8 protein-coding genes are annotated in these 11,184 nt (G+C 62.4%); 5 read left to right on the forward strand and 3 right to left on the reverse strand.

Annotated elements, in window-relative coordinates; all coding sequences use genetic code 11:
* Nucleotides 1–7: 7 nt before the first annotated feature.
* Nucleotides 8–895, reverse strand: a complete 888-nt coding sequence (prpB, locus tag KVP70_RS03050) for a methylisocitrate lyase (protein WP_217940558.1) — start codon at nucleotides 893–895, stop codon at nucleotides 8–10.
* A gap of 154 nt (nucleotides 896–1,049) precedes the next feature.
* Here prpB and prpR point away from each other — a divergent pair, with 154 nt between their 5' ends.
* From prpR to KVP70_RS03075, 5 genes are all read left to right on the forward strand, one after another.
* Nucleotides 1,050–2,690, forward strand: a complete 1,641-nt coding sequence (gene prpR / locus KVP70_RS03055; protein ID WP_217940560.1) for a propionate catabolism operon regulatory protein PrpR — start codon at nucleotides 1,050–1,052, stop codon at nucleotides 2,688–2,690.
* A 133-nt stretch (nucleotides 2,691–2,823) separates the two neighbouring features.
* Entirely contained in the window at nucleotides 2,824–3,720 is an 897-nt protein-coding gene (locus KVP70_RS03060) for an alpha/beta fold hydrolase (RefSeq protein ID WP_217940562.1), read from the forward strand.
* Nucleotides 3,721–3,727: 7 nt separating this feature from the next.
* Nucleotides 3,728–4,768, forward strand: a complete 1,041-nt coding sequence (locus KVP70_RS03065; RefSeq protein WP_217940571.1) for a sensor histidine kinase — start codon at nucleotides 3,728–3,730, stop codon at nucleotides 4,766–4,768.
* A complete protein-coding gene (locus tag KVP70_RS03070; protein WP_217940573.1) occupies nucleotides 4,768–5,496 on the forward strand; it encodes a LytR/AlgR family response regulator transcription factor in 729 nt (242 codons plus the stop codon). Before KVP70_RS03065 ends, KVP70_RS03070 begins: the two co-directional genes overlap by 1 nt.
* A 139-nt stretch (nucleotides 5,497–5,635) precedes the next feature.
* Nucleotides 5,636–7,351 carry an isochorismate synthase gene (locus tag KVP70_RS03075; RefSeq protein WP_217940575.1) on the forward strand — a complete coding sequence of 572 codons (1,716 nt, stop codon included), beginning with the start codon at nucleotides 5,636–5,638 and terminating at the stop codon, nucleotides 7,349–7,351.
* 94 nt (nucleotides 7,352–7,445) lie between these two features.
* Here KVP70_RS03075 and KVP70_RS03080 read toward each other — a convergent pair whose 3' ends face one another.
* Together KVP70_RS03080 and KVP70_RS03085 are read right to left on the reverse strand one after the other, a co-directional pair.
* Entirely contained in the window at nucleotides 7,446–8,363 is a 918-nt protein-coding gene (locus KVP70_RS03080; protein WP_217940577.1) for an EDSAP-1 family PEP-CTERM protein, read from the reverse strand.
* A gap of 300 nt (nucleotides 8,364–8,663) precedes the next feature.
* A complete protein-coding gene (locus KVP70_RS03085; protein ID WP_217940579.1) occupies nucleotides 8,664–11,108 on the reverse strand; it encodes an FtsX-like permease family protein in 2,445 nt (814 codons plus the stop codon).
* Between the last annotated feature and the right edge of the window lie 76 nt (nucleotides 11,109–11,184).

Genomic DNA, 11,184 nt, shown 5'->3' on the forward strand with positions numbered 1-11,184 from the left:
CTCCTGATTATTTTTTCTGCGCGGCGAACAGTGCGTCGAGCTTCTGCTCGAAGCTGTGGTAGTTGATGCGTTCATACAGTTCGGCGCGGGTTTGCATGGTGTCGACCACGTTCTGCTGCGTGCCGTCGCGGCGGATCGCGCCGTAGACGTTTTCCGCCGCCTTGTTCATCGCGCGGAAGGCGGACAGTGGATACAACACCAGGCCCACATCGGCGCTGCGCAGTTCGTCCACGGTGAACAGCGGCGTCGCGCCGAATTCGGTGATGTTGGCCAGCACCGGCACTTTGACGGCGGCGGCGAATTTTTTGTACATATCGAGGCTGATCATCGCCTCCGGGAAGATCATGTCGGCGCCGGCTTCCACGCAGGCCACGGCGCGTTCGATCGCGGCGTCCAGGCCTTCGACGGCCAGCGCATCGGTGCGGGCCATGATGACGAAGTTCTCATCGGTGCGCGCATCGACGGCGGCGGCGATGCGGTCGACCATTTCCTGCTTGGAGACGATCTCCTTGCCCGGACGATGGCCGCAGCGCTTGGCGCCGACCTGGTCTTCGATGTGCATCGCGGCGGCGCCGAACTTGATCATCGACTTGACGGTGCGCGCCACGTTGAAGGCGGAGGCGCCGAAGCCGGTATCGACGTCGACCAGCAGCGGCAGGTCGCACACGTCGGTGATGCGGCGCACGTCGGTCAGCACGTCGTCCAGGCTGGAGATGCCCAAGTCCGGCAGGCCAAGCGAACCCGCCGCCACACCGCCACCCGACAGGTAGATCGCCTTGAAGCCGGCGCGCTTGGCCAGCAGGGCGTGATTGGCGTTGATCGCGCCGACCACCTGCAATGGGGATTCTTCTTGGACGGCTTTGCGGAACGCGGCGCCTGCGGAGTATTGACTCATGTTATGACCTTTCAATGTTGCAGTGAAGTTGGGGTATCTAGTGCAAGGGGCGTGCCAGACCTCCCCCCCCATATAAATCAACAACTTACGTATTTCTCACGTTTCATTACCGTTTCAATTTGAAACAACGAAACAGATGAACTACAATTGAAACATGCGCCATTCCACTCCCCTGCCCTTCGACGTCAACGACAAACCGGTGATCTGGACGGTGTCCGTCTCGCGCCTGTACGACCTGTTCCGCGATATCACGCTGGAATACGACGACCTGGCCACCATCGAACCGATCAACCTCGGCTTCGACGAAGCCGCGCGCCATATCCGCGAACGCATGGCCACCGAGCGTTGCGACGCCGTCATCGCCGCCGGTTCCAACGCGGCCTACTTGAAAGGCCGGCTGTCGGTGCCGGTGGTGATCGCCAAGTTCAGTGGCTTCGACGTGATGCAGGCGCTGGCGCGGGCGCGCCGCATATCGGACCGCATCGGCATCGTCACCTACCAGGAGCGCCTGCCGGAACTGGCCGAATTCGCCAACACCTTCGGCTTCGATGTCGAACAGCGCACCTACGCCACGGAGGAAGACGCGCGCGCCCAGATCAACGACCTGAAAGCGGCCGGCATCAAGGCCATCGTCGGCGCCGGCCTGATTACCGACCTGGCCGAGGAAGCGGGACTGACCGGCGTATTCGTCTACTCGGCCGCCTCGATCCGCCACGCCTTCGACGATGCGCTGGAGATGGCGCGGCTGACGCAGCTCGAATCGAACCGCAGCCGCACGCGCGGCGCCGTGGTGGCCGACACGCTGCGCGCCAAGCACGGCATCAACGACCTGCGCGGCGACTCCGAGGCGATGGAGGCGCTGCGCCAGTCCGTGGTGCTGTATGCGAAATCGCCGGCGACCGTGCTGATACAAGGCGAAACCGGCTGCGGCAAGGAACTGGTGGCGCAGGCCATCCACCGCGAGAGCCCGCGCACGCTGGGCCAGAACCGGCCCTTCGTCGCCGTCAATTGCGGCGCGATTGCGGAATCGCTGCTGGAGTCCGAGCTGTTCGGCCACGAGGAAGGCGCCTTCACCGGCGCGCGGCGCGGCGGCCACGCGGGCCTGTTCGAAGCGGCCAATCGCGGCACGCTGTTCCTCGACGAGATAGGCGAAATGCCGTTGACGCTGCAAACCCGCTTGCTGCGCGTGCTGGAGGAACGCGAGGTGGTGCGGGTGGGCGGCACGCGGCCAATCGCCGTCACCGTGCGCATCATCAGCGCCACCCACTGCGACCTGGAGCAGCGCGTCCGCGAAGGCCGCTTCCGCGCCGACCTGTTCTATCGGCTGGCGGTGCTGCGCCTGTCGCTGCCGCCATTGCGCGCGCGGCAGGAAGACGTGATGACGCTGGCCGAATGGTCGCTGAAGAACGCGCTGGCCTCGCTGGGCGCGCGTCCGCATCCCAACCTGCACGCCGAGATGGCGACCTGCGCGCCGCTGCTGCAACGCTACGACTGGCCCGGCAACGTGCGCGAGCTGCGCAACCTGACCGAGCGCCTGGCGCTGTTCCTGGCCGCAGAACCACTGCAGGCGTTGACGCCGGCCTTCGTCCTCAGCGTGGCGCCGGAACTGGCGACGCGCACAGCCTCCCTGCCCGACACTACCGGCGCGCCACCACCACTTCCTGCGCCCCGCGCATCCGCCGAAAGCGCGACCGCCGTCCTCGCCCGCTTTGGCGGCCGCCGCGACGCCGCCGCCGATTACCTCGGCATCAGCCGCACCACGCTGTGGCGCAAACTTCGCGCCGAAGCAGACTAGGACCAGCGGTACTGTCCAACTACCGCTCATCCTTTCAAAAAAACCGCTCATCCAGTAGCCGTCGCCGGCGCGATGCCGGTTCGATAGCATGACCTCACTTATTTGACACAACGTCACAACCAAGGAGGTCACCATGCAACGCCCGCTCATCCAACGTATCGCCACCATCGCCGCCAGCCTGGCGCTGGCCTACGCCGCAGCACCGGCCGTCGCAGCCGGCACTGCCGCAGCCACAGCCCATCCAGCCTTCAAGGTCGAAGTGACCGGCAAGGGCGAACCCGTGATCCTGATCCCCGGCCTGGCCTCGTCCGGCGAAGTGTGGAACGGCACGGTCGCCCACTACTGCGGCAGCCGCCAGTGCCACGTCGTCACGCTGGCCGGATTCGCCGGCGTGCCCGCCATCGAAGGCCCGCTGCTGCCGGCCGTGGAGCAGCAACTGAGCGACTACATCGCCGCCAATAAATTCGACCATCCCATCGTCATCGGCCATAGCCTGGGCGGCTTCCTGGGCATGAAGCTGGCCGTGGACCATCCCGACCAAGTAGGCCGCCTGGTCATCGTCGATACGCTGCCGGCACTGGCGGCCATCCAGATGCCCAGCATTACCGGCGCGCAGATGAAGGAAATGGCGGCAGGCATGCGGGCTCGCATGGAATCCATGGACGCCGAAGCAAAACGCAGCAACCAGATGAAAACCCTGCACGCCATGATCACCAAGCAGGAAGATATCGACCGCGCCGCCGGCTGGGGCAAGCAGTCCGACCCGGCCACCGTCACCAACGCCATGGTCGAGATGATGAGCGAAGACCTGCGCCCTGAAGTCAGCCGCATCAAGGCGCCGACGCTGGTGCTGGGCTCCTGGATCGCCTACAAGGACTACGGCACCAAGCCGATGTTCGAGCAGTTGTACAAAACCCAGTACCAGCAGCTGCCCAACGTGAAGGTGGAGCTGGCCGACAACGCCCGCCACTTCATCATGTACGACGATCCGGCTTGGATGTATGATCGCATCGATAACTTTTTGAAATAAACCCATCATGACCAACGACCGCCCACTGCTCGCGCGCCTGAACTGGTACTGGCTGTTCCAGCTGGCCGGCTGGAACTTTCTGCCGCTGCTGATGCTGACCATGAGTCCGGGCGCCAACCACACACCCCGCCTATATGCCATAGCTGCTTGGGGCGTGGTGGCCGGGCTGCTGATTTCCGATCTCTGGCACCGGCTGCTCAAGCGCCAGATCCGCCATGGCGTGCGAATCAGCTGGAAGATGATGGCGGTCGCCATCCTGATACTGGGCGCCCTTCACGCTGGCGTGCAGACGATAGGCTACCTGGTCATCAAACCGATGGGCGAAGTGCACGGCCTGGCCTGGGTGCCGGGCGTGTTGATGTTCTGGTGGGGCGTTTATCTGGTGTGGAACACCTTCTACATGGCGGTGCTATCGCTGCGCCGCGCCAACCGCTTCGAACAGGAGGCGCTGCGGCTGGAGATCAGCGCCAAGGATGCCGAGCTGCGCGCCTTGCAGGCGCAGGTCAATCCGCATTTTTTCTTCAACAGCATGAATAGCGTACGTGCGCTGATTTACGAAGACCAGAACGCCGCCGCGCAGATGATCGACCAGTTGGCCAGCGTGATGCGCTACGCGCTGCAATCGGGCCAGCACGACACGGTGCCGCTGGCGGCTGAAATCGAAGCCGTGCAGGCCTATCTGGCGATTGAAAAAATCCGCTTCGAAGAACGCATGCGGGTCAGCGTGGACATCGGACTGGGGCTGGACCAGGTGCGCATTCCGCCGATGGCCTTGCAGACGCTGGTGGAAAACGCCGTCAAGTACGGCGTCGAGACCAGCCCCACCGGCAGCGAGATCCGCATCCGCGCGCAGCGCATGGACGACGGCAAGATCCATATCGAGATCGCCAATCTGGGCGCGATCCTGCCGTTCGCGAATTCCACCAAGGTTGGCCTGGTCAACACCCGCAAGCGCCTGGCGCTGGCACTGGGCGCCAACGCCAGCCTGGATCTGACTGAAAACAGTGGCTGGGTACGCGCCACGATGACCTTGCCGGAGGCCGCTTGATGCGCGCATTGCTGATCGACGACGAACGCCTGGCGCGCGCGGAACTGCGCCGTTTGCTGGCGGCGCACCCTGAAGTGGAAATCGTCGGCGAGGCCGTCAACGCGGCCGATGGCATCCAGCAGATCACCGCGCTCAAGCCGGACCTGGTGTTCCTCGACGTGCAGATGCCAGGCGGTAGCGGCTTCGATATGCTGGCCGCGCTGGAGGAGGCGCCGGAGGTGATCTTCACCACGGCGTTCGACCAGTATGCGTTGCAGGCCTTCGAAGTCAATGCGCTGGACTATCTGCAAAAGCCGATCCAGGCGACGCGCATGGCGGCGGCCTTGCAACGCTGTTCATTGCGCCACAGCCGCGCGCTGGCCTATGCGGCGGCTGGCGTATCGGCCGTGGCGCCGACGGCGGCCAAGAAGCTGTTCATCAAGGACGGCGAGCGATGCTGGTTTGTCGGTCTGCAGGATGTGCGGTTGTTCGAATCGGACGGCAATTACACGCGCGTCTACTTTGACCACCACAAGCCGCTGATGCTGCGCTCACTGAACCACCTGGAGGAGCGGCTGGACCCGCAACGCTTCTTCCGCGCCAGCCGGCGCCATATCGTCAACCTGGACTACGTAGAACGCGCCGCCCCCAACGAGGCCGGCGGCCTGGACCTGACCCTGCGCGACGCCTTGATGGTGGAAGTCTCGCGCCGCCGCGCCGCGCAATTCAAAAATCTGGCCAGCTTGTAGGGCAACACTGAGTACACACTGACAACTAAAAAATCAGGACTTTCGATCGGAACTTTCTACGATCGGGCCCGTCTAACCTCTCGGGAACAGTGCATGCGGTACTGAGTATGTCAACTCATCTTGATTTGGAATAGTCAACATGAAACTTCCAAAAGAATGTCTGAGTTTGGACGATGTACGCACGGAGATTGACCGGCTCGATGCGCAGATTATTGCCGCGCTTGGCAGCCGCCTCGATTACGTCAAAGCCGCATCGGCATTCAAGGCCGATGAAAAAAGTATACCTGCGCCTGAGCGGGTGGCGGCGATGATACCGCCAAGACGCATGTGGGCCGTGAAAGCCGGACTTGAGCCGGACTTTATCGAAAGAATATTTCGCGAACTGATAACCTGGTTTATCAATGAACAGATACTCTATTATCGATCGACAGCGCGCGGCTTGTCCCTTGATCGCGGCAACTTAAGACAGGCGCTGGACGCGGGGCATGAGCGGGCAAAAGCGGCAGGCCGCCCCGTGTTGGTCAGCGTAACCCAGCGCATCGACGCTTTCGATCCGATCAAGGTGTTCGACGCCGCCCACACTTCAACAAGCCCGACGTTTTTATGGACGCAGGGAACAGCCAACTTCGCGCTGATCGGTGTCGATGCCGCCCGGGTGCTCGAAGGCCAGGGCCAGGACAGGTTTGCGCAAGTCCTTGCCGCCTGGCGCACCTTGCTGGACGGAGCCTTGATCGACAAGCCGGCAGGCGAGCTGAACGCCGGCCCCATGCTCTGCGGCGGATTTTCTTTCGATCCAGAACAGACCAGGACGCCTCGTTGGCACGGGTTCGCGGATGCCTCGTTGATACTTCCGAAATTGCAATTAACGAAAGCGATGGACGCCAGCTATCTGACGGTGAATATCATCGTCGAGGCGGACCAACAGCCGGCGCCGGAAGCCGCGCGGTTGGAGCAGCTCTGGCTGCAACTACTTGGCCGCACTGAACCGGATGCGGAAGTGACAAGCACACCGGATCAGCTACATTACCGCAACATCCTGCCGGCCACGCAATGGAAACAGCTGGTGCGGGATGCGGCGGCCACCATACGCGGCGGCGCCATCCAGAAAGTGGTACTGGCGCGGGAAGTACAAGCGGTCGGCACGCGGCCATTCGCCGTCCGGCACGCCTTGCAAAGGCTGCAAGACATTTACCCTCAGGCCTACCTGTTCGCTATTTCGCGGGGAGACAGCTGCTTCCTGGGCGCCACGCCAGAAAGGCTGGTGCGGCTGCATGCGAAAACGGTGGACGTCACCGCGCTCGCCGGTACTTGCCGCCGGGGCCGTTCTGTCCCGGAAGATCAACTGCTGGGCGAGCAACTTCTGAACAGTAACAAGGACAGGCACGAGCACGCGCTGGTGGTGGAAATGCTGCGCAACGCGCTGGATGCCTACTGCGAGAATCTGGACATCCCCTCGCAACCGGTCCTGCTTAAACTCCAAAACGTACAGCATTTGTATACGCCGATCGCCGGGCGCTTGCGTAGCGACGCCCATGTGCTCGACCTGGTCGCGGCGCTGCATCCCACTCCTGCCGTCGGCGGACTTCCACGCGCGACGGCGCTGGCGTATTTGCGCAGCCACGAGCAGCTCGATCGCGGCTGGTTTGCGGCGCCGGTCGGATGGATGGACGCGCAAGGACAAGGAGAATTTGCTGTGGCGCTACGTTCCGTGCTGGTGAAAAATAATGAAGCATCCTTATTCGCTGGCTGCGGCATCGTTGGCGATTCGGAACCGGAAAGCGAATTCGCGGAAACAGAACTCAAGCTGCGAGCGATGAAGTTCGCCCTCGGGCAGGACGAACGACAGATACGGTAAGCGCGGAAACGCCGCGACATTCCACACCGGCAAAAAAATCCGGGAAATCCTGGATTATTTGCCGGATATGCCAGTAGTAAGACAAGCAATGCGGCTAGCAATGAGCCGCGCTACGGCGCCGCACAAACGCCATCGCGCCCAAGCCGCCGCCGAGCAAGAGCAGGGTGGCCGGTTCCGGCACGGCTGCCAGCGATGTGACAGTTGCCGCGCTGCTGGTCAGCAGGCTGACGGTGTAATTCCCGGCGCTCAGCAGTCCCGACGTATCCGAGAACGTTCCGCTGAGCAGACCCGAGTCGCAAACGCTGGGCACACCGCTGTTGGATGCGCAATTCACGTTGAGCACTGCCTGGCTGTCGTTGAAGACCGTATTGCCGGCAGCATCGTTAATCGTGAAGATGTTCGCAATAGTGCCCTGCGCGCCTTCGCCGTTGGTGGTGGTGGACGCGTAATACCGGTATACATCACTGAAATTGAAGGTGATGGTGCCCGGGCCCGCCAGCACAAAAGAAAACGCGATGGCGGCGTTCGCGGTATTCATCCCTCCCGACGATCCCGCTTTACCGGCGCCGGTGGTGACCCGCGCCTCGGCGACATTATTTACTTGGGGAACTCCGCCGGGAGCGAACGGGTTGCCGGCCGCTGTATCGCTATCGCCGCGGGAGCCAACCATACCGCCACTGGAACCCGCCAAAAAAACGTAGTTGTTCTGGCCGGGCACGGGCCCCGTACCCGAAAAAGCTTCCAGCGCATCCGAAGCGTTCCCCAGCGGCACAGGGTCTTGAAAGACCGCCCCGGGGAATCCGGTGAACGTCGCAAAGTTGCTGGTATTGCGTTGCGGCGTACCTGTCACGCTAATGTTGGAACCCGGGCTCGACGTTATCGCAAAATTGGTCAGCCTGTTTTCAGCAAACGCTATGGCGGTCGCTTGCGCACTGCCGGCAGCCCCGAATCCCGCAACCGTCAAACAGATGGCGGCTGCTAGCGTTTTTTTCTTCAGTATTTTCGCATTCATGATGGTCTCTCTTATTTAAAATTTCCGAAGTAAAAATTTATAATGAAGAACAAGGCAAACAGAAACCCTTCCTTCAAAAAGAGAATAAGCAGGAATCGATCCAGTATTTTATTCCATATAAATCAATCACTTACGAAAAATAATAAATATTATTGAAGAGTACTGTAAAAAAATATGACCACGTAATTATTTATTATTTCCCGTTGTGAGTTGAGTTCGTGTCCGAATGTCAGACTTGACCCCGTTGTGACTGTTGTGAGTTGAGTTCGTGTCCGAATGTCAGACTTGACCCCGTTGTGACTACGTTCGCAACGCCTCGGCCGGTACCATGCGCATGGCGATCCAGGTGTGGCGGGCGATGGCGATCAGGGCGATGACCAGCGTCAGCGACAGCGCGAACAGCAAGGTCCAATAACCGATCGGCGCGTGTTCGACATAGCGCGACAGGTAGCGGCGAATCGCAGTCACCGCGATCGGCAACGCGATCACCGCCGCCGCCAGCACCAGCATGCCAATTTCCCGTACCACCAGCAGGCCGATGTCGGCACCGCGCGCGCCGTGCAGCTTGCGCATGACGATCTCCCTGGCGCGCCGCTGCACCGTGTTCGCCGACAGCACATACGTGCCAAAAGCGGCGATCGCCAGCGCGATGCCGGTGGCGACCGACATCAACTTGGCCAGGCGCGCGTCATCCGCATAATTGGCGGCCAGTACATCGCCGGCGCGGATGATCTTGGGGATCGCATCCGGGAAAAAGCTGGGCCACAACGCCCGCGCGCTGCGCTCGACGGCCGCCGGATCAGCCGCTGCACGCACGCTCAACACCGTCCCCGCCGTCCACAGTTCATAGGCGGTCGCGGTCGGCTTGTCGCGCAGCGAATGGAATCTCAACTCCGGAGCGATGCCGACGATGCGCTTGGAGATCACCCTGTTTTCGAAACCCTTGAACAGCAAGGTCTGGCCAATTGCCTCCTCGGCGCTGGCGAAACCCAGCTCGCGCGCAGCGACCGCGTTCAGCACCACCGGCACCCGGTCATCCTCCTGGTCCATAGACGCCTGGAACAAGCGTCCGGCCAGCGGCGCGACGCCGTAAAGCTCGAAGAAGTTCGCGCTGACCGATTTCATTTCCATGCCAGCACTCTGCCCGCCGGGACGCGTCATGTCATGGGTCCAGGCCCAATCGAGCCGGCCCACCGGATCTTCCGATATCGCCACGCCGGCAACGCCAGGCTGCGCCGCCAGTGCCGAGTAAAAGCGCCGCGCCTTCTCGCTGTCCTTGACCCGTTCCGGCATATCGACAATCACGAACGGCGTCGGATCAAAACCGGGCGAGGCGTGCATCGCATAATGGGTTTGCCACGCGACGGCGATCGTTACGCTGGCAAGACCCATCGCGACCGACACCTGCAGCACCGTCAAGGCGCGCCGGCATTGCATGCTCGCGCGCGATTCCGTGTCGGGACGGCCGGCCAGCACCTGGGTCGGATGCACCCGCAGCGCCACCCAGGCCGGATAGATCGCCGTCAGCACGCCCAGCAAACTGCCAAGGCCGAACGCGGCGACCACGTTCTGCAACGACAGCAGGCCATCGAGCTGGCGGTTGACCAATTGCGAAAAGACTGGCAACGCCAGCCAGGCCAGCATCAATCCGAGCGCGGTGGCCGTCAGCGCCACCACCAATGATTCGAGCAGGAACAGCATCATCAGCTGAGCCACGCCGGCGCCGAGCACCTTGCGCATCGCCACTTCGCGCTGGCGCCGCAGCACGCGGACCATGCTCAGGTTGACGTAATTGATCGCCGCCATGGTCAGGATCACCACCGCCAGCGCAGCCAGGCCGACGACCAGCACAGGGTTGGCCCTGTCGCCGGGCGCCGATACAAAGCTGTTCTCCATCTTGTAGTCAAAATAGGCATCGCGCAGCGGCGACATGGTGAGCTCAATCGCCTTGCGCTTGCCGAGGCGTGCGCGCGTCTCCGGCGAAAAATTCTGCATGCTCGGCGCGCTGTCGACCACTTGCTGCAAACGGTCGATGATCGCCGGCAGCGAGGCGCCGGGCCGCAGGCGCAGCAGCATCTTGCCCATCCAGCCATGCTCGCCGGTCAGCATCTCATGCCGGATATCCGGCCCGGCCACCAACGAGTTGACGCCGAAAAGCAGCTCGAACGGGATCGTCGTATTGGCCGGCGGCGTCGGCACCACGGCGCCCACCTGCACGGTGTTCCCTTCCGCCAGCATGGTGCGGCCCACCGCGTTGATCGTGCCGAACAAACGCAACGCGCCGGCCTCGGTGACGACAAAGCGGTCAGGTTTATCCAGCGCATCGGCCAGGTTGCCCCGCAGCGCGCGCAGCCCCAGCATCTCGGCAAAACCTGGCATGACGGTCAGGCCGCGCACCGCGAAGATATTGCGATTGATCCGTACCGTCAGCGGCGTGATCTCCGGCCGCGCTGGGATGTAGACCACGGCGCCTGCCACGCCCGGCGTCTTCAGCGCAGGCTCGCGCAGGAACATCGGCACCACCTCTTGCAGGGGCGACGCCGGATCGACGTTGAAGTGCTGCTTGACGACGTAGACCCTGTCCACATCGGGGAAATGGGCGTCGTACTCCATCGAGTAGCGCACAAAGCCAAGCAGCAGCAGGCACGCGGCCAGGCCAACGCCCAGGCCCAGCACCACCGCCAGCGTGTAGGCCGGCTCCTGAACCAGCGCGCGCCAGCCGATGCGAAAGTCTCTTAGCTTCATGTGATTGAAAATCCGTGGTGGGAAAGCCCATAACGTTTGCAACATCCATGCCACGGTAGTTCAGGCGCTTCCGCGG

The sequence above is a fragment of the Duganella violaceipulchra genome, assembly GCF_019166075.1.
GTDB lineage: Bacteria > Pseudomonadota > Gammaproteobacteria > Burkholderiales > Burkholderiaceae_D > Rugamonas > Rugamonas violaceipulchra.